Source organism: Klenkia terrae (genome assembly GCF_037083865.1).
GTDB lineage: Bacteria > Actinomycetota > Actinomycetes > Mycobacteriales > Geodermatophilaceae > Klenkia > Klenkia terrae.
In genome coordinates this window covers 77,413-99,487 of record NZ_JBAPLV010000019.1, presented here as the reverse complement: position 1 = coordinate 99,487, position 22,075 = coordinate 77,413, and the positions used below count along the sequence as shown (strand labels likewise).

At 74.3% G+C, this 22,075-nt stretch carries 19 protein-coding genes; 3 read left to right on the top strand and 16 right to left on the bottom strand.

Annotation, left to right across the window (positions count from 1 at the left end):
* Positions 1-56: 56 nt before the first annotated feature.
* Both UXQ13_RS16865 and UXQ13_RS16860 read right to left on the bottom strand, forming a co-directional pair.
* Positions 57-2,687 (bottom strand): S8 family serine peptidase, encoded by a 2,631-nt coding sequence (locus UXQ13_RS16865; protein ID WP_225233238.1) that lies wholly within the window; start codon positions 2,685-2,687, stop codon positions 57-59.
* 78 nt (positions 2,688-2,765) lie between these two features.
* A complete protein-coding gene (locus UXQ13_RS16860; protein ID WP_225233237.1) occupies positions 2,766-3,500 on the bottom strand; it encodes a dienelactone hydrolase family protein in 735 nt (244 codons plus the stop codon).
* Between the two features lie 58 nt (positions 3,501-3,558).
* On the opposite strand from UXQ13_RS16860, the gene UXQ13_RS16855 reads away from it, so the two are divergent.
* From UXQ13_RS16855 to UXQ13_RS16845, 3 genes are read left to right on the top strand one after another with little or no spacing between them, the layout of a single operon-like run.
* Positions 3,559-3,843, top strand: coding sequence for a hypothetical protein (locus tag UXQ13_RS16855; RefSeq protein ID WP_225233236.1), 285 nt, complete (start codon positions 3,559-3,561; stop codon positions 3,841-3,843).
* The gene (locus tag UXQ13_RS16850) at positions 3,797-5,356 is read left to right on the top strand and encodes a sensor histidine kinase (protein ID WP_225233235.1); all 1,560 of its coding nucleotides are present in this window, start codon (positions 3,797-3,799) and stop codon (positions 5,354-5,356) included. The genes UXQ13_RS16855 and UXQ13_RS16850 overlap by 47 nt, the downstream gene beginning before the upstream one ends.
* Positions 5,353-6,012 (top strand): response regulator transcription factor, encoded by a 660-nt coding sequence (locus tag UXQ13_RS16845; RefSeq protein ID WP_336392574.1) that lies wholly within the window; start codon positions 5,353-5,355, stop codon positions 6,010-6,012. Before UXQ13_RS16850 ends, UXQ13_RS16845 begins: the two co-directional genes overlap by 4 nt.
* 26 nt (positions 6,013-6,038) lie before the next feature.
* Here UXQ13_RS16845 and UXQ13_RS16840 read toward each other — a convergent pair whose 3' ends face one another.
* From UXQ13_RS16840 to UXQ13_RS16775, 14 genes are all read right to left on the bottom strand, one after another.
* The gene (locus tag UXQ13_RS16840) at positions 6,039-6,308 is read right to left on the bottom strand and encodes a hypothetical protein (RefSeq protein WP_336392573.1); all 270 of its coding nucleotides are present in this window, start codon (positions 6,306-6,308) and stop codon (positions 6,039-6,041) included.
* 89 nt (positions 6,309-6,397) lie between these two features.
* Positions 6,398-7,579 carry an aminoglycoside phosphotransferase family protein gene (locus tag UXQ13_RS16835; protein ID WP_336392572.1) on the bottom strand — a complete coding sequence of 394 codons (1,182 nt, stop codon included), beginning with the start codon at positions 7,577-7,579 and terminating at the stop codon, positions 6,398-6,400.
* Between the two features lie 73 nt (positions 7,580-7,652).
* Positions 7,653-8,270 carry a methyl-accepting chemotaxis protein gene (locus UXQ13_RS23700; protein WP_225236031.1) on the bottom strand — a complete coding sequence of 206 codons (618 nt, stop codon included), beginning with the start codon at positions 8,268-8,270 and terminating at the stop codon, positions 7,653-7,655.
* Between the two features lie 340 nt (positions 8,271-8,610).
* Positions 8,611-9,177 carry a PAS domain-containing protein gene (locus UXQ13_RS16825; RefSeq protein ID WP_225233231.1) on the bottom strand — a complete coding sequence of 189 codons (567 nt, stop codon included), beginning with the start codon at positions 9,175-9,177 and terminating at the stop codon, positions 8,611-8,613.
* A gap of 71 nt (positions 9,178-9,248) precedes the next feature.
* On the bottom strand, positions 9,249-10,544 hold the full coding sequence (locus tag UXQ13_RS16820) for an MFS transporter (protein ID WP_336392571.1): 1,296 nt from the start codon (positions 10,542-10,544) through the stop codon (positions 9,249-9,251).
* Between the two features lie 43 nt (positions 10,545-10,587).
* Positions 10,588-11,592 (bottom strand): sugar phosphate isomerase/epimerase family protein, encoded by a 1,005-nt coding sequence (locus UXQ13_RS16815; protein ID WP_225233229.1) that lies wholly within the window; start codon positions 11,590-11,592, stop codon positions 10,588-10,590.
* Positions 11,592-12,776 (bottom strand): Gfo/Idh/MocA family protein, encoded by a 1,185-nt coding sequence (locus UXQ13_RS16810; RefSeq protein ID WP_225233228.1) that lies wholly within the window; start codon positions 12,774-12,776, stop codon positions 11,592-11,594. Before UXQ13_RS16810 ends, UXQ13_RS16815 begins: the two co-directional genes overlap by 1 nt.
* Before the next feature lie 58 nt (positions 12,777-12,834).
* Positions 12,835-13,878, bottom strand: coding sequence for a substrate-binding domain-containing protein (locus UXQ13_RS16805; RefSeq protein ID WP_225233227.1), 1,044 nt, complete (start codon positions 13,876-13,878; stop codon positions 12,835-12,837).
* A gap of 41 nt (positions 13,879-13,919) precedes the next feature.
* The gene (locus UXQ13_RS16800) at positions 13,920-15,035 is read right to left on the bottom strand and encodes an ABC transporter permease (protein WP_336392570.1); all 1,116 of its coding nucleotides are present in this window, start codon (positions 15,033-15,035) and stop codon (positions 13,920-13,922) included.
* Complete coding sequence (locus tag UXQ13_RS16795; RefSeq protein WP_225233225.1) at positions 15,032-16,573, bottom strand: sugar ABC transporter ATP-binding protein; 1,542 nt, start codon at positions 16,571-16,573, stop codon at positions 15,032-15,034. Before UXQ13_RS16795 ends, UXQ13_RS16800 begins: the two co-directional genes overlap by 4 nt.
* 137 nt (positions 16,574-16,710) lie before the next feature.
* Positions 16,711-17,886: an ROK family protein gene (locus UXQ13_RS16790; protein WP_225233224.1), complete on the bottom strand. Its 1,176-nt coding sequence runs from the start codon at positions 17,884-17,886 to the stop codon at positions 16,711-16,713.
* Positions 17,887-17,955: 69 nt separating this feature from the next.
* On the bottom strand, positions 17,956-18,915 hold the full coding sequence (locus tag UXQ13_RS16785; RefSeq protein WP_225233223.1) for a DUF389 domain-containing protein: 960 nt from the start codon (positions 18,913-18,915) through the stop codon (positions 17,956-17,958).
* Between the two features lie 35 nt (positions 18,916-18,950).
* Positions 18,951-19,511, bottom strand: a complete 561-nt coding sequence (locus UXQ13_RS16780; RefSeq protein ID WP_225233222.1) for a hypothetical protein — start codon at positions 19,509-19,511, stop codon at positions 18,951-18,953.
* A 120-nt stretch (positions 19,512-19,631) separates the two neighbouring features.
* On the bottom strand, positions 19,632-21,986 hold the full coding sequence (locus UXQ13_RS16775) for a (Fe-S)-binding protein (protein ID WP_225233221.1): 2,355 nt from the start codon (positions 21,984-21,986) through the stop codon (positions 19,632-19,634).
* Positions 21,987-22,075: the final 89 nt, after the last annotated feature.

Genomic DNA, 22,075 nt, shown 5'->3' with positions numbered 1-22,075 from the left:
CGACCACCCGCCTCACGCCTCCACGCCGGCGTCACCAACGTCATGACGAGCAACACCTAGAGCAGCGTCCCGGAGCAGGACGACGAGCAGTCGACCGTCCACACCGAGGCCGGGATGGAGCTGAAGAACGCCGTACCGACCAGGCGCTGCCCGCCCGGCCCGGTGACGATCACCGGCCCCGACGGGGTCGGCGAGGGGACGGCGACCGTCGGGGTTGCCGGCGCGGACGTGCTGGTCGGCGCCGCGGTGGTCGGCGCAGCCGTGCCCGCGACGTAGGTGAGTGCGCCGGTCAGCTGGGATCTCTTCCCGTCCGACGTGGACAGCAGCAGGGTGTAGCTGCCGGCCACCCGCGCAGGCGCGGTGAACACGACCTGCGTCGCGCTGGAGGAGACCACCGTCGCCGTCGTGGTGGAGCCGACGAGCACGGTCGGCCGGGACGGGAACGTGCCGACCACGGTGACCTGCGCGCCACCGGCCACGTCCACGTGGTCGGGGCTGACCGAGGTGACCAGGAAGTCCCCGACACCCGGGTAGACGGTGCCGCCGCTGGGCGGGGCGGTCCCCACCGCGGTCGGGGCCGCGGTCGTGGTCGGTCGGGGAGACGTGCTCGTCGGACCCGCGCCCGGGGTGCTGCTGGTCGGGCCAGCACCGGTGGTCGGCGTCGTGGTCGACGTCGGCCCGGCGCTGGTGGGTGCAGTGGCCGTCGGGACGGCCGGGCGGGTGGTGCTGGGTGCCGCCGTCGGGGCGGCGGTCGGACCTGCGGTCGATGTCGGTCCGGCAGCCGTGGTCGGTGCGGACCCGCTGCCCGGTGTGGTGGGCGCGGCCGGTGTGCTGCTCGGGCCGGCCGTGCCCGAGGGCGCGGGCGATCCGGTCGCGCCGGGTCCAGAGGTGGGGGAGCTGCCGCCGGGCGACGTCCCGGTCGGCGGCGCGGCCGTCGTGGGGGCCGGGCCGCCGGTCGTCGGGGCGCTGGTCGGGCTTGCGGTCGGGGTCGGGGTCGGTGCCGTCGCCACCGTGAGCGGGGCGGCCGAGGCGCGGCCGAACGGGTCACCGTCGAGCAGCAGCTGCACGGTGAGCACGTAGCGGCCCTCGAGCAGGGTCGTGGTCGGGGAGAGGACCAGGGCGCCCGACGCCGGGCCGCGGGCGCCCAGCGGGAATGCCGCCGTCCCGGTGTCGTCGGTGGCCACGGTCGAGCCGCCGACGGTCAGCGGCTGCCCGGCGACGGCGTAGACCTGGCCGTCCACCCGCATCCCCAGACCCAGCACGGCGGTGTAGTCGCCGGTCGGCAGGTTCGAGCTGGTGGTCAGGGCGGGGCGCACCGGGCCCGGTGCGCCGGTCATCGAGCTGTAGGTCCAGCGCACCTGGGTGGTGCCGAGCGCGGCCAGCCCGTTCGTCGTGAGCCGGCCACCGGAGACCGACCGGCCGACGAACCCCGGGATCGGGTCGACGTCGGCCAGCAGCGCCTGCTTGATGTCCTGCGCGGTGGCCGTGGGCATGAGGCTGCGGTACTGCGCGATGACGGCGGCCACCTCCGGGGCGGAGAACGACGTGCCCGACGCCAGCCGGTACCCGCCGTCGGGCCAGGGCAGGAAGACCAGCGTGCCCGGTGCCATGAGGTCCACCGAGGTCGCACCCCAGGCCGAGAACGCGGACAGCGTGTCGGCCGCGGTCGAGCTGCCCACCGACACGATCGCCGGGTCGGGGAGCGACGCCGGGTACATGGGCGTGGCGTCGCGGTCGACCGCGTCGTTGCCCGCCGCGGCCACGACCAGGACGTCGTTCGCCCCGGCGTAGGCCACCGCCGACTGCAGGGCCGGCAGCAGCGTGGGCCCGCCCCACGAGGCGTTGATGACCGTGGCGCCGTGGTCCACGGCGTACCGGATGGCCTGCGCGCCCAGGTTGACGTCCACCGTCGATCCGCTCCCGATGACCAGCGGCATGATGCTGGCCCCCGGGGCCACGCCGGCCGAGCCGATCCCGTTGCCTGCCCGCGCCGCGGCGACACCGCTGACCGCCACGCCGTGCGAGCCGCTCTCGGTCGCGTCGGTGATCGGCGCGTTGCGGGTGAAGTCCCAGCCGTTGCAGTCCCCGGCCAGTCCGTTGCCGTCGGTGTCGACCGATCCGCAGGCCTCCAGCGGGTTGCTCCACAGGGCACCGGACATGTCCGGGTGGTCGAGGTCGTAGCCGGAGTCGAGCACGGCCACCACCTCGCCGGTGCCGGTGGTCGCGGCCCACCCGGCGGTGGCGTCGACGTCGGCGTCCCGCGTCCCGGTCTGGTTGTAGAAGTTCGTGCCGGTGTTCTCCAGGTTGTAGCCGTAGTCCGACCAGTAGGGGTCGGTCGGGTCGGCCATCAGCTCGGCGGACACCGACGGCTCGACCGAGGTCACACCGGGGATCGCGGCCAGACCGGTCGGGTCGGCCGAGGTGGTGGCGACCAGCACCCCGCCGTCGAACAGCGGCTGGGCGTTCACCACACCGGGCGTGGCCTCGGCGGCGGGGACGAGCGCGACCGGGTCGGCAGTGCCCAGCACCCAGCGGCTGAGGCCGTCACCGGGTCCGTAGCCCTCGGCGACGGCCACCTCGGGGGCGGCCAGCGCGTCGACGGCGGCCGCGACGACGAAGCCGACCACCACGGTGGCCGCCATCCCGGCGGCCAGGATCCTGCGGTCGGCACCCCACGCACTGCCCACGACGGACGGCTCCCTCCGGCGTGCCCGGTGCACACCTCGGGGATCCATCGGCCGCCGGGCCGCGATCTGGAGGGGGTGTCACCCGTGCGGGGCGGTGTGCTCCTCCAGGAAGGCGAAGATCCGCGGCCAGGCCTGCTCGGCCGCCGACGCGGTGTACCGGGTGCCCGGCAGCGGCACGAAGCCCAGCAGCCGGTGGTCACCGGTCAGGAAGGAGTGCGCCGCCCCCGGGTAGGTGTGCACCTCGTTGGCCACCCCGGCGGCGGTCAACCGGGCCTGCAGCGCCGGGCCGGCGCCGGGCAGCGACCGGTCCCGCTCCCCGTAGCTGGCGATCACCGGCGGGCACCGCGTGAGGTCGACGTCGTCGGCCGGGGGCTGCCCGTAGTTGGCGCTGACCGCGGCGAGCCCGTCCGGCGCGAGCGTGCCCAGCAGCAGGGCGAACTGCCCACCCATGCAGAACCCGATCGCCGTCGTCCGGTCGGCCGCGACGTCGTCGCGCGCAGCGAGCCACCGCTGGACGGCGACCAGGTCGTCGATGACCGGGCCCGGGCGGCGGGCGACCATCTCCTTGGCGGTGCGCAGCAGGCAGGCCATCCGGCTCCCGGCGCTGACCAGGTCGGGGACGACGGCGACCCACCCCCGGTCGGCGAACATCGTGGCGACCGCGGTGATCTCCGGGGTCACGCCGAAGACCTCGTGGACCACGAGCACGCCGGGCCAGCCACCCGCCGGCGCCTCGCTGTCGGGCAGCACGACGGTGGCCCGCATCGAGCGGTCGCCGGGCAGCGGGACGGCGGCGTCGGTGGTGCTGGACATGAGAGTCCTCTCATCGGTGTCTCACGGGTGCCGCCCCAGCGTGCGGCACGCTGGGGCGGTGCGCACCCGGCCTGCCCTGCTCGTGGTCCTCGTGACCGCGCTGGGCGCGGTGCTGCTCGGGGTGGGCTGGCTGGCGCTGCAGCCCTCGGCCACCGGCATCGGGCGGGTCCCCGCCCCGATCTCCGTGCCGGCGCCGACCGCGGTGCCCTCGCCCACCGCCCCGGTCACCAGCTCGCCGACCGGGACTGCGGGGCCGACCGACGTCGTCCCCCCGCCGCCGCTGGACGATGACGACGATGACGACGACGACCCGGACGACGGTGTCGACGACGGTGAGGACTGACCGCGGCAGCCGGGGTCGGCGACGGTGGTCGCCCCGTGCTGCGCGCACCCGCATCATCGGCTGGGTCCTGCTGCTGGTCCTGCTGTCCCTCGCCGCGGTCACCTTCGTCACCTGGCGGCTGCTGGTCGCCCAGACCGACGCCCGGATGGCCGAGTCCCTGCGCGCCGAGGTGACCGAGTTCCGCGCCCTGGTCGACAACGGGCTGGACCCCGGCACCGGCCAGGGGTTCGCCTCCGTCGCCGACGTCCTGCAGGCGGTGATCACCTACAACCAGGCCCGGCCCAACGAGAAGTTCCTCGGCTACGTCGACGGCACCTACCGGTTCCAGAGCCGGATCGAGGCCCCGGTCCGCCTGGCCGAGGACCCGGCGTTCACCGCGCTGGTCAGCTCGGCGACCACCACGACCTCGGGCACCTACGCCTCCGGGGCCGGGGAGGTGCTGTACCTCGCGGTGCCGGTCAGCCTGGCCGACGACCCGGCCACCGGCGTGGTCGTGGCCGCCTTCTTCGCCGACGAGGAGCGGCAGCCCGCCGACGACACCGCGCGCCTCATGCTGCTGGTCGGCGGGTTGACCTCGCTGGCCGCCGCCGGGGGCGCGTGGGTCGTCGCCGGGCGGATCCTGCGCCCGGTGCGCGACGTCGCCGCGACCGCCCAGGGCATCACCGAGACCGACCTGTCCGGCCGGATCGAGGTGGCCGAGGGCCCCGGCGACGAGCTGGCCGACCTGGCCCGGTCGGTGAACGCGATGCTCGACCGGGTCGAGGGCGGGGTCGCCGCCCAGCGCCGGTTCCTGGACGACGCCGGCCACGAGCTGCGGACGCCGATCACCATCGTCCGCGGCCACCTCGAGGTGCTCGACCCGACCGACCCGGCCGACGTCCGGGAGACCGTCGCGCTGGTCGACGACGAGCTCGAGCGGATGAACCGCATCGTCTCCGACCTGCTGCTGCTGGCGCGGGCCGAGCAGCCGGCCTTCGTCCGCCCGCAGCCGGTCGACATCGCCGCCCTCACCGCCGAGGTGGTCTCCAAGGTGCGTCGGCTCGGCGACCGGGAGTGGGTGCTGGAGTCCGCGGCCGAGCTGGACGCCGTCCTGGACCCGCAGCGGGTGACCCAGGCCGTCGTCGCGCTGGCCGACAACGCCTGCCACGTGACCGAGCCCGGCGACCGGATCGGCATCGGCAGCCGTCGGACCGGCGACGAGCTGCGGTTCTGGGTCGCCGACACCGGCCCCGGGGTGTCCGACGCCGACCGCGAGCGGATCTTCGCCCGGTTCGGCCGGGGGTCGGCCGGCGCCCGGCGGACCGACGGCGCCGGGCTGGGCCTCGCCGTCGTCACCGCCATCGCGGCCGCGCACGGTGGGCGGGTGGCGCTGGACTCGGTGCCCGGCCAGGGCGCCACCTTCAGCCTGGTGCTGCCCGCCCGGCCGGCCCCGCCCGCCGACACCCCGGACGGCACGGTGGACGACGCCCTGGCCACCGCCGACGACCCACGAGCTGGAGGAGAGACCCCGTGAGCCGGATCCTGGTCGCCGAGGACGAACCGCGCATCGCCTCGTTCGTGGAGAAGGGCCTGAAGGCCAACGGGTTCACCGTCACCGTGGTCGGCGACGGGCTGTCCGCGCTGGACGCCGCCCGCAGCGGGGACCACGACCTGGTGGTGCTGGACATCGGGCTGCCGGTGCTGGACGGCTTCGCGGTGCTGCGCGCGCTGCGGTCGGAGGGCAGCGCCGTCCCGGTCGTCGTCCTCACCGCCCGGGACTCGGTCACCGACACCGTCGCCGGGCTCGAGGGCGGTGCCGACGACTACATGCCCAAGCCGTTCCGGTTCGAGGAGCTGCTCGCCCGGGTGCGGCTGCGGCTGGCCCCGGACCGGCAGGGCGGCGAGCTGACCGTGCTCACCGTCGGCGACCTCGCGCTGGACCTGCGCACCCGGCGGGCGCACGTCGGTGGTCGCACGGTGGACCTGTCGGCGCGGGAGTTCGCGCTGGCCGAGACCTTCCTGCGGCACCCTGGCCAGGTGCTGGCCCGCGAGCAGCTGCTGTCCCACGTGTGGGGCTACGACTTCGACCCGGGCAGCAACGTGGTCGACGTCTACGTCCGGTACCTGCGCAAGAAGCTGGGTGCTGCCCGCATCGAGACCGTCCGCGGGATGGGCTACCGGTTGGTCTGAGCCGGTCGCCCATCCCCACGGCTGGGTCAGGCGTCGGGGGTGTCGTCGGCGTCGTCCGGGGTGTCGTCGTCGGGGGTCGCGGTGTCCGGGGTGTTGTCGTCGGGCGTCGCGGTGTCCGGGGTCGCGGTGTCGGGGGTGACGTCGCCGGGGGTGTCGTCGGCGGGGACGTCGGAGACCGAGGTCGGCTGGGTGGCCGGCGCGTCGTCGTCGGCCACGGCGACGCCGGCACCGGCGATGCCCAGGCCGGTCAGGGCGACGCCGAAGGTGATGGTCTTCCAGGTGGCGGGGCGGTTCACGGGGGTCCTCCTCGATCGGTGGTCATGCTGACGGGGACCACTCTGCGCAGCCGCCGTGAGGCCACCGGGAGAGCTCGATGAGCCCTCTCTCACGCCCCGTCGAGCAGCTGCTCGACCAGCGCCAGCCGGGCCTCGGTCGCCCGCGGCCACCCCCGCTGCTGCACCCGGAACGGCCCGGTGGCCAGGCCCAGCACGACCGCCGTGACCCGCGGCGCCAGCTCCGCCGGCCCCCACGGCAGGGCCGCGGCGAGCTCGGCGCGGTACCCGTGCGCCCCGGCGACCGCCATGTGCCCCAGCAGGGTGGCCCAGTCGTCGATGCGGTGCCCGGCCCCGGCACCGTCGACGTCCAGCAGGCCGGTGACCTCGCCCCGGTCCACCAGCAGCTGGGCCTCGTAGAGGTCCCCGTGCACCGGCACCAGCGGGTGCGTGCCCGGGTCGGCGTCGGCGAGCCGACCGGCCACCCGGTCCCACCGGTGCCGCAGGTGCGGCAGCACCAGCGCCAGCACCGCCGCGTGCCCGCCGGCCCGCTCCAGCGGCCCGCGCACCCGGGGCAGCGCGAGGAGCTCGCCGGGCAGCCGGTCGAGCAGGGCGGTCAGCGTCGCCGCCGCCGGGCGGGCGGTCGGGTCGGCGAGCAGCGCGCGGGCCGGGGTGCCCGGCAGTGCCGGCAGGACCAAGACGCCGTCGTCGGTGGCGGTCAGCACCGGGGGAGCGGGCACCGCGCCGGCGAGCACCCGGTGCCGGGCCAGCAGGCCGGCGACCTCGGCCGGCCGGACCACCTTGAGGAACCAGCGCCGGTCCGGGGCGGTCACCTCGACCACGGCCCGGCGGCCGGGCCGGTACGCCCGCACCCGCAGGACGGCGTCGGCCGCGCCGAGCCACCGGCCCACCGCGGCGGTCGAGGTGGCCCTCGCCAGTGCCGGCAGGGCGGGGTCGTGCGGCCAGCGCCACAGGCCGACCCGGGTCTCGGCGCCGTCGACGTCGCCGGCCAGCACCGCGGCGCCGGGCGGGATCCGGCTGCCGGTGGTGGCGGCGAGGGTGTCCCGGGCGGGACGGCCGGCGACCTCGAGCGCCGCGGCGTACTGCACCGTCGCGCTGCCGTCGGTGCGTAGCGAGACCGACGTCGCCCGCAGCCCGCGCAGCGCCGCCCCGGTCGGTGCCAGGGCCGCCGTCCACAGGTCCACGGCCGCCTCGCCCAGCAGCAGCTGCAGCGTCCCCGGCCAGGCGGAGGTGAGGTCCGGGCCGGCGGCGGGGGCGAGCAGCGAGGAGGTCACCGGCCGACCCTGCGGCCCGTCGGTGGCACCGCGGTGAGCGCGGGATGAGGAGGTCCTCATCCCGCGCCGGCGGTCAGTGCCGCATCGCGGCCAGGAAGCCGGTCATCTCCGAGCTGAGCTGCTCGGCCAGCCGGGACAGCCCGGTCTGGTCGGTGACCCCGCCGAGGGAGTGCGAGCCGTCGACGGCGGCGGCGATCCCCTCCACCAGCCCGGTCATCGCCAGCACGGTGTCCCCGACCGAGCTCATCACCGCCGCGACGTCCCCGCAGGAGGCCTGGATGGCCGCGACCTGCTCGGTGACCTGCTCGGTGGCCCGGCCGGTCTGGTCGGCGAGGTCCTTGACCTCGCTGGCGACCACCGCGAAGCCGCGCCCGGCCTCGCCGGCCCGGGCGGCCTCGATGGTGGCGTTGAGCGCCAGCAGCCGGGTCTGCCCGGCCACCGTCTCGATCAGCGCGATGACCTGCTGGATCTCCTGGGACGAGCGGGTCAGCGAGTCGATGGTGGTGCGCGCGGCGCCCACCTCGGTGCTGGCGGCCCCGGCGGCCCCGGTCAGCCCGGCGGCGGTCGCCGACAGCTCGGTGGCCGCGGTCGCCACGCCCTCCGAGGTCGACAGCACCACGGACTCGAACTCGTCGGCCAGCTCCAGGCGGGCGACGGCGGCGGCGTCCACCCGGCCGGCGGAGTCGCGCATGGCGTCGCGGGCGGCGTTGATGGTGGCGGCGCTGCGCTTGAAGGAGCCGGGCAGGCCGGTGAGCAGGACCTTGCGGTGGAACCGGCCCTCGGACGCCGAGGTCAGGGAGGCGCTGGCCTCGCGGACGAAGGCGTCGGAGACGTCCAGGACCCGGTTGACGCCGTCGCCCAGGGCGACGAGGGCGGGGATGTCGGCGGACCCGGGCACCGGGCGGCTGCGGGCCTCGAGGTCACCGCGGGCGGCCGCGGCGCAGTCCTCGGTGAGCTGGGCGACGAAGGCGCGGTAGACGGCGAGCTCGGCGGCGTCGTCGCGGCCGCGGGAGGGGCGGTGCAGGGCCATGTCAGTTCTCCTGGGCGGCGATGATGGACCAGATCATGTCCTCGTAGCCGGCGGCCTTCTCGGCCACCAGCCGGTCCAGGAGCTGGGCGGAGGCGGTGACGGCGGCCTTGGCGGTGGAGTGCCGGCGCTCCTCGGCGAGCAGGGCCGCGTAGAGGGGGCGGATCTGGGCCAGGGCGCCGGGGGAGGGCCGGCGGCGGTTGGAGTGGTAGCCGACGATCGTGCCGCGCTCGTCGACCGAGGGCGTGACGTGGGCGAGCACCCAGTAGTGGGCGCCGTCGGCGGCCAGGTTGTTGATGTAGGCGAAGAGCTCGTGGCCGCGGCTGATGGTGTCCCAGAGCAGGTGGAACACCGCGCGGGGCATCTCGGGGTGCCGGATGAGGTTGTGCGGCTGCCCGATGACCTCGTCCAGGGAGTACGCGCCGACGCGCAGGAAGACGTCGTTGGCGTAGGTGATGACGCCGCGGCGGTCGGTCTTGGAGACGATGAGCTCGTCGGCCCCGAAGCTGCGCTCGACCCCGGTGGGTCGTACGGCGGTCCTGGCCCTGGCGGTCGCCTCGGTCGTGGTCATGCAGGCTCCGTCCGGTGGGGGTGTCGCCCCCTCATCGGACAGTTGTGTTCCGGCTTGAGCCGAAACCCGGGTCAGCCGCGGGGTTCGAGCACCACCGGGGACTCCACGCCGGCCGCCTCGACCGCGGGGGACCCGGTCGGCGTCGTGGACGTCTGCAGACCCGGCACCTCGTCGTCGACCTGGCGGTCGGCGCAGACCAGCCATCCGGTCACGAACAGCCCGGCCACCCCGGCGTAGACCAGCACGAACATGCCGGTGTAGCCGCCGGTCAGCCCGCGCAGCAGCCCGACCAGCACCGGGCCGGCCGCGGCGATCGCGTAGCCCCAGCCCTGCACCACGGTCGACAGCGCGTTCACCGTCTCCGGCGTGCGCGCCCGCAGGCCGAGCAGCGACAGCACCATCGCGAAGGTGCCCATCCCGATGCCGAGCATCGACATCCACAGCCAGGTCAGGGTCAGCGGCGACAGCAGCAGCCCGGTCCAGCCGACCAGGTAGCAGGCCATGAAGCCGACCAGCATCGGCCGCTGCCAGGACTGCCGCACCGCACCCGACGGCACCAGCGCGTTCAGCGGGATCACGATCAGCGCGTTCACCCCGACCAGCACGCCGGCGGCAGCCGCGGACATGCCCTCGTCGCGCAGGTACTGCGCCGTCCACCCGACGATCACGTAGGCCTGCATCGCCTGCAGGCCGAAGAACACGGCCAGCTGCCAGGCCAGCGAAGACCGCACCAGCAGGCGCAGCCGGACGCCGCGCGGTGCCCCGCCCACCGACGTCCGGCGCGGCACCAGCAACCACGGGACGACGGCCAGGACGGCGAACACCGCCCACACGCCCAGCGCCCACCGCCAGCCGTCGACCCCCACCGAGGCGGCGATCGGCGCGGTCGAGACGCTGGCCACCGCACCGCCGACGGCCATGGTGGTGCTGTAGGCGCCGACCAGCAGCCCGGTCCGGGTGGGGAACCAGTGCTTGACGATGCCCGGCAGCAGCACGTTGCCCAGCGCACCGCCGACCATGGTGGCCACGGTGCCCAGCAGGAACAGCCAGAACGACGGCGCCGCGGCCCGGCCGACCACGCCCAGCGCCATCACCAGCAGGGCGGCGGCCAGCACGTGCCCGTCGCGGAACCGGGCGGCCAGCGGGGGACCGGCGAACCCGATGACCGCGAAGCACAGCAGCGGCATCGTGGTGATCAGGCCGGCGGCGCCCGAGGAGATGCCGAGGCCGTCCTCGATCTCCTGCAGCACCGGCCCGACGCCGTTGACCGCCGTCCGCAGGTTGAACCCGGTCAGCACGATCGCCACGGCGACGAGCACCAGCCCCCGTCGGGAGGATCCGGCGGGGGCTGGTGCTGCGGTGCTCACGAGGGTCCAGTCTCCTCGACGCCCGCGGTGCGCGGGCGGCGGGTCAGCTGCGCGAGAAGGCGGCGTCGAACGCGGCCGACGGCGGGTCGAAGGCCAGCTTCCGGACGAACTCCAGGGCCTCGGGGGCACCGACCAGGCGGTCCATGCCGGCGTCCTCCCACTCCACGGAGATCGGGCCGTCGTAGCCGATGGTGTTCAGCATCCGGAAGCACGCCTCCCAGGGGACGTCGCCGTGCCCGGTGGAGACGAAGTCCCAGCCGCGGCGCGGGTCGGCCCAGGGCAGGTGCGAGCCCATCCGGCCGTTGCGGCCGTTGCCGACCTGCTTCTTCGCGTCCTTGCAGTCCACGTGGTAGATCCGGTCCTTGAAGTCCCAGAGGAACCCGACCGGGTCCAGGTCCTGCCACACGAAGTGGCTGGGGTCCCAGTTGAGGCCGAAGGCCTCCCGGTGGCCGATGGCCTCCATGGTGGCGACCGTCGTCCAGTAGTCGTAGGCGATCTCCGAGGGGTGCACCTCGTGGGCGAACCGGACGCCGGCGGCGTCGAACTCGTCGAGGATCGGGTTCCACCGGTCGGCGAAGTCGCGGTAGCCGGCCTCGACCATCGACTCGGGCACCGGCGGGAACATGGCCACGGTCTTCCAGATCGAGGACCCGGTGAACCCGACGACCGTCTTGACGCCGAGGGCCTGCGCCGCGCGGGCGGTGGCCTTCATCTCCTCGGCGGCCCGGCGGCGGACACCCTCGGGGTCGCCGTCGCCCCACACGCGGGGGTCGACCATGTTGGCGTGCCGCTCGTCGATCGGGTCGTCGCAGACGGCCTGGCCGTTGAGGTGGTTGCTGATCGCGAAGACCTGCAGGCCGTGCTGCTCCAGCAGGTCCTTCTTCGCGCGCAGGTAGCCGTCGTCCTCGGTGGCCCGGACGACGTCGAGGTGGTCGCCCCAGCAGGCGATCTCCAGGCCGTCGTAGCCCCACCCGGAGGCGAGCTCGCAGACCTCGGCGAAGGGCAGGTCGGCCCACTGGCCGGTGAACAGGGTGACGGGGCGGGGCATCAGGAACTCCTCGGGTCAAGGACGACGGGGGTCCAGGTGGACCGGTCGGCGGCGCTGCGCTGCACGGCGTCCAGCACATGCTGCACGGCCAGCCCGTCGGCGAAGGACGGCGTGGGCTGCTCGCCCGCGGCGAGTGCGCCGACCAGGTCGACCACCTGGTGGGTGAAGGCGTGCTCGTAGCCCAGCCCGTGGCCGGCCGGCCACCAGCCGGCGACGTAGGGGTGGTCGGGCTCGGTGACCACGATCCGGCGGAAGCCGGCGGTGGCCGCCGGGTCGGCGCCGTCGAAGAAGTGCAGGACGTTCATGTCCTCGAAGTCGAACGCCAGGCTGCCCAGGGAGCCGTTGATCTCCAAGCGGATGGCGTTCTTGCGGCCCAGGGCGAAGCGGGTGGCCTCGAAGGTGGCCAGCCCGCCGCCGGAGAAGCGGGCGAGGAACACGGCGGCGTCGTCGACGGTGACCGTGCCGGTGCCCTCTCCGGCGGTGCCCGACAGCGACCCGGCCGCGGCCGGCAACGGGCGCTCCTTCACGAACGTCTCCAGCGCCGCGCTGACCCCGGTGACGGTCTCGCCGGTGATGTGCTGGGTCAGGTCGACCACGTGCGCGCCGATGTCGCCCAGCGCCCCGGAGCCGGCCTTGTCGGCCTCCAGCCGCCACGACATCGGTGCCTCGGGGTCGGCGATCCAGTCCTGCAGGTAGGCGGCCCGGACGTGCCGGACCTGGCCGATCCGGCCCTCGGCCACGAGCTGGCGGGCCAGCGCGATGGCCGGGACCCGGCGGTAGGTGAACCCGACCATCGCCCGGACGCCGTGCGCGGCGGCGCGGTCGGCCGCGGCGGTCATGGCCTCGGCCTCGGCGACCGAGTTGGCCAGCGGCTTCTCGCACAGCACGTGCTTGCCGGCCTCGAGCGCGGCGATGGCGATCTCGGCGTGGGTGTCGCCGGGGGTGCAGATGTCGACCAGGTCGACGTCGTGCCGCTCGAGGACCGCGCGCCAGTCGGTGGCGGTCTCGGCCCAGCCGAGCTGCTCCGCCGCGGCGGCGGTCCGCTCGGCGTCGCGGCCGACCAGGACGGCGAGCTCGGGGCGCAGCGGGAGGTCGAAGAAGCGGGGCGCGGTGCGCCAGGCGTGCGAGTGGGCCTTGCCCATGAAGGCGTGCCCGATCATCGCGACGCGGAGGGGGGTGCTCATGCCGGTCCTTCCGTGGGGAGCCGGGGTGCGCGGGCGGGCCGCGCACCCCGGCGGGGGATCAGGACTCGAACGCGCTGTCGATGTACTGGTCGACGTTGTCCGCGGTCACGACCGGGGCCGACAGGGTGATCTGGCGGGGCACCTCGACGTCGATGAGGTCCGAGAGCGCCTTGCCCTGGGCGATCAGGCGGGCCAGCCGGACGCCGTCCGCGGCCTGGCTGGCCGGGTAGATGACGGTGGCCTGCAGGACCGAGTCGCCGGCCTGGATGCTGCGCATGGCGTTGGCCGAGCCGGCGCCGCCGACCATGAAGAACTCGTCGCGGCCGGCGTTGGTGATGGCGGCCAGGACGCCGATGCCCTGGTCGTCGTCGTGGTTCCAGATGGCGTCGATCTGCGGGGCGGCCTGCAGCAGGTTCGCCGTGACCTCCTCGCCGGACTCCACGGTGAACTCCGCGGCGACCCGGTTGTCGACGTCCAGGCCGCAGTCGGCGAGGGCGTCGGAGAAGCCCTGGCTGCGCTCCTGGGTCAGGGGCAGGGAGTCGATGCCGGCGACCTCGGCCACGACGGCGTCGGGCTTGTCCTCGAGCTGCGAGCAGATGTAGGCACCGGCGGAGACGCCCATGCCGTAGTTGTCGCCCAGGATCGTCACGCGGGCGGCGTCCGGGTCGTCGAACTCGCGGTCGACGTTGATGACCGGGATGCCGGCCTCCATGGCCTCCAGCGCGATCGGGGTGAGCGCGGCACCGTCGAAGGGCAGCAGCACGATCGCGTCGACGCCGTCGTTGATGAAGGTCTCGACCTGGGCGATCTGGGCGGACACGTCGTTGGTGCCCTCGGCGACGACCAGCTCGACGTCGTCGTAGCCGTCGGCCTCGGCCCGGGCGGCTGCGGTGATCTGGGCCATCCAGCCGTGGTCGGCGGCCGGGGCGGAGAAGCCGATGGTGACGGTGTCACCGGCGTCGTCGTTGGAGCTGGCGGCGTTGTTGCCGCCCCCGCCGGAGCTGGAGGCCTCGGGGGTGTTGCCGGTGCAGCCGGCGACCATGACACCGGCGCCGAGCAGGGCGACGGTGCTGGTCAGCAGGCGACGGTGCCGTGCGGACATGTGTTTCTCCTTGAGGGGGGTGGGTGGTGCCGTGGGAGGGGTCAGGAAGCGGGGACGCCGGGGCTGGCGCCGGCGGGGGCGCCCTCCGCAGCGGTGGGCGGCAGGGCCTTGGGCGAGCGGCGCTGCCGACGGCCGGCGGCGACCCGCTGCTGGAGCAGGACGGCGGCCACGATGATCACGCCCTTGGCCACGGCCTGGGCGGAGCTGGACAGGTTGTTCAGCGTGAAGACGTTGCTGAGCGTGGTGAAGATCAGCACGCCCAGGACGGTGCCGACGATCGTGCCGCGGCCACCGATCAGCAGCGTGCCGCCGATGACGACGGCGGCGATCGCGTCCAGCTCCAGCAGCGTGCCGTGGGTGGAGCTGCCGGTCGTCGTCCGGGCCATGAGCATGACCGCGGCCAGGCCGCAGGTCACCCCGGACAGCACGTAGAGGGCGACCGTGTGCCGCTGCACCCGGATGCCGGCCAGGCGGGCGGCCTCGGCGTTGCCGCCAACGGCGAAGGTGCGCCGGCCGAAGGTGGTGCGGTTGAGCAGCACCCAGCCGGCGAGGGCGACCAGGGCGAACATCCAGACCAGCGTCGGGACGCCGAGCGGGCTGCTGGAGAAGAACCGGAGGAAGTCCTGGTCCTGGACGATCTGGGTGCGCCGGTTGGCGATGATCTCGGCCAGGCCGCGGGCGGCGGCGAGCATGGCCAGGGTGGCGATGAAGGCCACCAGTTTCCCGTAGGCGATCACCACCCCGTTGACCAGCCCGGCGATCGCACCGACCAGGACGGCGGCGCCGGCCATGAGGATCCAGTGCGTGTCGGCGGCCAGCGCCTGGGTGGCCAGCGTGGTGGCCCAGATCGAGGCCAGCGCGACCAGGGCGCCGACGGACAGGTCGATCCCGCCGCCGATGATCACGAAGGTCATCCCGATGCTGACCACGCCGACGACGGCGGCCAGCCGGAGGATGGTCAGCACGTTGTCGGTGCTGGCGAACCGGTCGCCGGCGGTGATGATCCCGACGATGCACAGCAGGGCGAACGCGACGACCAGGCCGAGGTTGCGCCCGACCGGGCCGGCCAGGAGGCCGGCGCCCGACGACGTCGGGGTGCTGGGTGCCGGCGCGTCCGACGCGGTGGTCGTGCTGCCGGTGGTGGTCTGCTCGCTCATGCCACGTGCCCCTCGATGGTGTGGGTGGCCCCGGTGGGGAGCCCCTGCATGACCAGGTCCAGGACCCGGTGCTCGTCCAGTGCGGTGGCCGGCTCGTCGGCCAGCACGCGGCCGTCGGCCAGCACGAGGACCCGGTCGGCCAGACCGAGCACCTCGGGGATCTCGCTGCTGACCAGGACGACGGCCACGCCGCGGTCGGCCAGCGCGCGGATCAGCGCGTAGATCTCCGACCGGGCGCCGACGTCGACGCCGCGGGTGGGCTCGTCCAGCAGCAGCACCCGGCAGTCGCGCAGCAGCCAACGGGCCAGCACTACCTTCTGCTGGTTGCCGCCGGACAGCGTGCGGACCTCGCGGTCGACGTCGACCGGGCGCAGGTCCAGCGCGTCGGTCTGCTCGCGGGCGGCGGCCCGCTCGGCCCGGCCGGACAGGAAGCCGGCGCGGGCGAAGCGGGACAGGCTGGACACGGTGATGTTGCGGTAGATCGGCTCGCCGAGCAGCAGCGCCTGGCTCTTGCGCTCCTCCGGGGCCAGCCCGACCCCCGCGCCGACCGCCGCGGCCACGTCGCCGGGGCGCAGCCGCTTGCCGCCGACCCGGACCTGGCCGGTGCTGGGGCGCCGCGCGCCGTAGACGGCCTCCAGCACCTCGGAGCGGCCCGAGCCCACCAGCCCGGCCAGGCCCAGGATCTCCCCGGGCGCGACGGTGAAGGACACGTCGTCGACGTGGCCGGGCACGGTCAGGTGCTCGACCTCCAGCAGCGGCGCCGCGGTGGCCGCGGCGCGCTCGGTGCGCTGGGGGAAGACGTACTCGATGGTGCGGCCGGTCATCAGGGAGATGACCTCGCGGGTCGAGGTCTCCCGGGCGGGCAGGCCGGTGGCCACCGTCGCGCCGTCCTTGATGACGGTGATCCGGTCGCCGATCTGCCGGATCTCCTCCAGCCGGTGGGAGATGTAGACGACGGCCACCCCGTCGGCGGTGAGGTCGCGGACGACGGTGAACAGCCGCTCGACCTCCTCGTTGTCCAGCACCGCGGAGGGCTCGTCCATGACGATCAGCCGGGCGTCCTGGGACAGCGCGCGGGCCATGCTCACCATCTGCTGGCTGGCCGCCGAGAGCGTGCCGACCTCGGCGCCGGGCCGGATCTCGGGGTGGCCGAGCCGGGTGAGCAGCGCGGCCGTGGCCCGGTGGTCGGCGGCCGGTCGGCTGAGGCCGAACCGGGAGCGCTCCCGGCCGAGGAAGACGTTGTCGGCGACGGAGAGGCCGGCGACCAGGTCCAGCTCCTGGTAGATGGTCGCGATCCCGCGGCTCATCGCCGCCTGCGGGTCGGTGAGCCGGATCGGCTCGCCCTCCCACCGGATGGTCCCCTCGTCGGGCTGGTGCGCGCCGGCCAGCACCTTGATCAGCGTGGACTTCCCCGCGCCGTTCTGGCCGAGCAGGCAGTGCACCTCGCCCGCGCGGACGTCGAGGTCGACGCCGTCGAGGGCCCGTACCCCGGGGAAGGTCTTGACGATCCCCTGCATCTCGAGCAGCACGCCGCTCACTCCCACCGCCTCCACTTATGCTCAGCAATGAGCATTAGTCCGTTGCAGCGTCAACCTATGGTCTGGCTGAGCGTGTGTGACCCAGGTCCCGGTGAACCGTTACCGAAACGAGATGGGCTGCCGGTTTCGGCCGCCGGTCAGCTGGTGATGGCCTGCCGGACGGACTCGTCGTCCAGGTAGCCCTCGATGGCCATCAGTGCCGCGCCGACCCGCCCGGAGAGCTCCGGGGCGTCGCTGACCGAGATGTCCAGGGTGCGGGCGGCCAGCGGCATCGCGCGGGCGTAGACGGACTCCCGGATGCCCGACAGCAGCGGCAGGCCGGCCTGGGCCACCCCGCCGGTGACCACGATCCGGTGCGGGTTGAAGAAGTTGACCAGCGCGGCCAGCACGGTGCCGATCGTCCGGCCGGCGTCTCGCACCAGCTCCAGCGCCGGGCCGTCCCCGCGGACGGCGAGGGCGACGACGTCCCGGGTGCTGGCGACCGGCAGGCCGGCGTCGAGGGCGTCGCGCAGCAGCGAGGCCCCGCTGGCCAGCGCCTCCAGGCAGTTGGTGTTGCCGCAGCGGCACAGCACGCTGCGGCCGTCGGCTGCGTGGACGTGGATGTGCCCGATGTCCCCGGCGCTGCCCTGCGCGCCCCGGTAGACGCGCCCGGCCACGATCACGCCGCAGCCGACCCCGGTGCCGACCTTGACCACGAGGGCGTCCTGGTCGGAGCCCTCGACACCCAGCTCGCCCAGGGCCATCACGTTGACGTCGTTGTCGACGAAGACCGGGGCCGCCCAGCGGGCGAACGCCTCGGGGATCGGGTGGTCGTGCCAGCCCGGCATGATCGGCGGGTGCGAGGGCCGGCCGGTCGAGAACTCGACCGGGCCGGGCACCCCGACCCCGACCGCGCGCACGTCGGCGTCGCGCAGCCCGGCCTCGGCGAGCACCTGGCGGCCCAGCCGGCTCGCCTCGCCGAGCACGGCCGCGGGTCCCTCGGAGATGTCGATCGGGTGCCCGGCCGTCGCCAGCACGCGTGCCGACAGGTCGGTGACGGCGACGTCGACGCTGGTGACCCCGAGGTCCACCGCGAGCACGCAGCCGGCCTCGCTGTTGAACTGCAGCAGCGTCGGCGGCCGTCCGCCGGTGCTCCAGCCGCGGCCGCCCTCGGCCAGCAGGTTGGCGCCGATCAGCTGGTCGACCCGGCCGCTGATGGTGTTGCGGGAGGCGCCGGTCAGGGCCACCAGCTCGGCCCGGCTGCGCGCGCGACCCGTGCGCACGTGGTGCAGCAGCGCCGCCGGGGAGGCGGACACGGCCGGGGTCGCGGTCACGGCTGACATGGTGGCACGTCCGGCCCGCGGCGTGTCGCCGCAGGTCAGCGGCGTGCGCGCCGGCGGAGGTCAGGCCGCGGTGTCGGCCAACCGGTGCGGCACCGTGCGGGGCACCCGTCGCCAGACCGCCTTCTGCAGGGCCAGCGTGGCCAGTGCGGCGACCAGGATGCCGACCAGGTTGATGCCCAGCTGGGCCGCGGCCTCGCCGAGTTCCCGACCGCCGCCCAGCGCCAGCGACAGCGCGATGTCCCCGGCTGCCGGGACCGTGGTCACCGAGATGAAGACCCCGACCAGGGCGCCGGACTTGGCCGAGGTCAGCGACAGCACGCCGGCGATGCCGGCCAGCACCGCCACGACCAGGGACCAGCGGTCGGGCTGGGTGATGAAGCCGGTCGCCGGCCGGGCCGCGTCCAGCAGCTCGGGTCCGTACCAGCCCAGCGCCCGGCCCAGCACGGCCACCGCCGTGGTGACCGCGATCGCGACGGCGAAACCGACGACCAGGGCGATCACCGCCCGGCGGGCGATCGAGCGCCGGCCGTGCACGACCGCGACCGCCAGCGCGGCGATGGGGGCGAACTCGGGCCCCAGCACCATGGCGCCGATGACCAGGACGGCCGAGTCGTTGACGATGGCCACCGCGGCCAGCAGCGTGGCGATGGTCAGGAAGGCCACGTAGGCGACCGACAGCGAGGAGTCGGCGTCCGTCGTGCGGACGACCTGCTCCCAGACCACCGCGTCCGCGCCGTCCCCCGGCGCCCGGTCCTCGGCCTCCTGGGCCGGCCGGGAGACCGCGGCGTCGACGGACTCGATCGCGATGCCGCCGTCCCGGTCGATGCCCAGCTCGCGCAGCGCGGAGATGACGCCGTCGGCGGACTCCCGGGCGACGTCGACCAGGAACACGTCGCCGGGCGGGCTCACCGAGCAGCCGGGCAGCAGCGCCAGGTGGGCGGTGCCCGGGTCGTCGGCGAGCAGCGTGCGGACGGCCTCGGTCCGGTCGGCCGGGGAGGTGATCCGCAGGTGGAGCAGCACGGGTGATGTGTACCTTGCCGGGCTGCCCGTCGTCGTCAGCCCGTGCCGCTGACCTGGATCGTGACCGCGGCGACCTGGATGGTGGAGCCGTCGGCCGCGAGCCGTTGCAGGGCGAGCTCGTGCGCGCCGTCGCCGGCGGGGACGGCCAGGGCGAGGTCGGGGGACAGGCACTGGGCCAGCCGCAGCGCGGGGCCGGCCGGGGTCTCGGTGTAGTCCACCGTCGACCCGGCGTCGCCGCGGACCGGTTCGCCGTCGACGGTCAGCACGAAGTCGGTGTCATCGGGACCGGTGAGCCGGACGTACATGGTCTGGCCGCGGACGACCTGGCTGGAGGAGACCCCGATCGCCGGGGTGCTGCAGTTCGCCGTCAGCGGCACCTCGTCGGCGCCGCGGGAGCTGGTGAACGCCAGCACCGCCAGGGCGACCACCGCCACCGCCAGCCACGCCCAGTGGTTCCCGCGCCGGATGGTGGGCCGGTCACCGGCCAGCGCCCGCTCGTCGCCGATGTCGCGGGCGTAGTGGTTCGCCGAGCGCCGGTTGCCCGCCGCCAGCTCGGGGTCCTCGCGCCCCCGCACCCCGCCGAAGATGAAGCTCACGGCGTCCAGTGTCCCTGGTGACGGGATGGAACGGCCTGGCCCCAGGGGCCCGCGGCACGCGGAGCGTGTCGTGGGGTGGGGCCAGGTCCTTCGTCGGCTGCGGGGTGTTGCTGGGTGCGGTTACTCGGCGGGTGCGGCGCCCGGGCCGGACTGGCCCTGCTGGGTCTCGCCGTGCTCGGTGCCCTGCGGGGCGGTGCCCCGGTCCTCCGGGCCCTCGGAGCCCGGCGTCGGGCCCGACGCGGTGCCGGCTGCGGCGGCCCCGACCGGGGCCATCGCGCGGAGCAGGATCTGGCTGACGTCGAGGACCTCGACGTGCTCGGCCGCCTCGCCCTTCTCCTTCTTGGTGTTCACCGCGTCGCTGAGCATCGTGATGCAGAACGGGCAGGCGGTGGAGATGACGTCGGGCTCGAGCTCGAGCGCCTCCTCGGTGCGGTTCATGTTGATCCGCGTCCCGATCTTCTCCTCCATCCACATCCGCGCACCGCCGGCGCCGCAGCAGAACCCGCGGTCCTTGCAGCGGTGCATCTCCTGGGTGCGCAGGCCCTGGACGCTGTCCAGGATCTCCCGCGGCGGGGTGTAGACCTTGTTGTGCCGGCCCAGGAAGCACGGGTCGTGGTAGGTCACCTTGCGGTCGATCGGGGTGACCGGCACCAGCCGGCCCTCCTCCACGAGCTGGCCCAGCAGCTGGGTGTGGTGCACGACGTCGTAGTCGCCGCCCAGCTGCGGGTACTCCTTGTTGATCGAGTTGAAGCAGTGCGGGCAGGTCGCCACGATCTTGCGGCGGCCGGTCTCGCGGCCCTCGAAGACGGTGTTCAGCGTCTCGACGTTCTCCGCGGCCAGCTGCTGGAAGACGAACTCGTTGCCCATCCGGCGGGCCGGGTCACCGGTGCAGGTCTCGCCCGAGCCCAGCACGGCGAACTCGACGCCCGCGGTGTGCAGCAGCTCGGCGACGGCCTTGGTGACCTTCTTGGCCCGGTCGTCGATGGCCCCGGCGCAGCCGACCCAGAACAGGTACTCGACGTCGTCGTCGATCGCGCCCTCGACCTGGCGGACCGGGAAGGGCATGTCCTTCATCCACTCGTCACGGGTGGACGGGCTGACGCCCCACGGGTTGCCGCGGTTCTCCAGGTTGCGCAGCATCACGCCGGCCTCGGAGGGGAAGCTGGACTCGATCAGCGTCTGGTAGCGGCGCATGTCCATGATGTGGTCGACGTGCTCGATGTCGACCGGGCACTGCTCCACGCAGGCCCCGCAGCTGGTGCAGCTCCACAGCACGTCGGGGTCGATGACCCCGCCCTCCTCGAGGGTGCCGACCAGCGGGCGCTCGGCCTGGGCGTCGTTGGTGCCCTCGATGCGGGCGAAGCCGGAGTACCAGGTCTGCTCCGCCGACGGCGCCTCGGGCGTCATCACCGACTCGCCACCCGCGGAGTCGCCCTTGCCGTCACCCACCTCGCGGGCGCCGACCAGGTACGGCGCCTTCGCGTACAGGTGGTCCCGCAGGTCCATGATCACCATCTTCGGCGACAGGGGCTTGCCGGTGTTCCAGGCCGGGCACTGGCTCTGGCACCGCCCGCACTCGGTGCAGGTGGTGAAGTCCAGCATCCCCTTCCAGGTGAAGTCCTCTATCTTGCCGCGGCCGAAGGTCGCGTCCTCGTCCGGGTCCTCGAAGTCGATCGGCACGCCGCCCGAGGTCATCGGCTGCAGGGCGCCCAGCGCGACCCCGCCGTCGTCCTCGCGCTTGAAGTAGATGTTGAAGAAGGCGCTGAACCGGTGCCAGGCCACGCCCATCGTCAGGTTGCGCGCGATCACGATCAGCCAGACCAGGCTGACCACGATCTTCACGAACGCGATGACGCTGACCAGGTCGGGGCTGTCGGGGAACAGGTTCGACAGCGCCGAGCTGACCGGGTGCGACCAGCCGGGGGCGTCGTCCAGGCCCGAGGCGATCTTGGCGGCCCGGATCGACAGGATGCAGATGCCGATGACCAGGACGACGGCCTCGACGAAGTAGCCGCGGCCCTCGTTGGACCCGGTGAAGCGGCCGTTGCGGCCGGTGCGGCGCGGGTGGTCCTTCTGCCGGATGACGATCAGCACCAGGATGCCGATGACCGTGCCGGCGCCGATGACGTCGACGAAGAGGTTCCAGACGCCCCAGGTGCCGATCAGCGGCAGGTGGAAGCTGGGGGAGAAGACCTCGCCGAAGGCCTCGACCAGGGTGAGGAACAGGCCGTAGAAGCCCACCATCACGAACCAGTGCGCGGCGCCGATGGTCGACCACTTGAGCATCCGGGTGTGCCCCAGGGACTCCACGGCCAGGTTCTTCAACCGGGGGCCGACGGGGCCGAACCGGGTGCCGTCGGGCTGGCCGGTCTTGATGACGGCCAGCATCTTCCGCACCGCCTGGGTCGCCAGCACGACGGCGACGACGAGCAGCAGCACGCACAGCGTGCCCAGGACGATCTGCAACGGGCCCACGGAACTCCCTCTCCCCGAGCGTCGGGACGACGACGGTGACTGGCGCGGACGATAGCCCAGCGCACCGACAGGCTACTGGCGAGTAACCG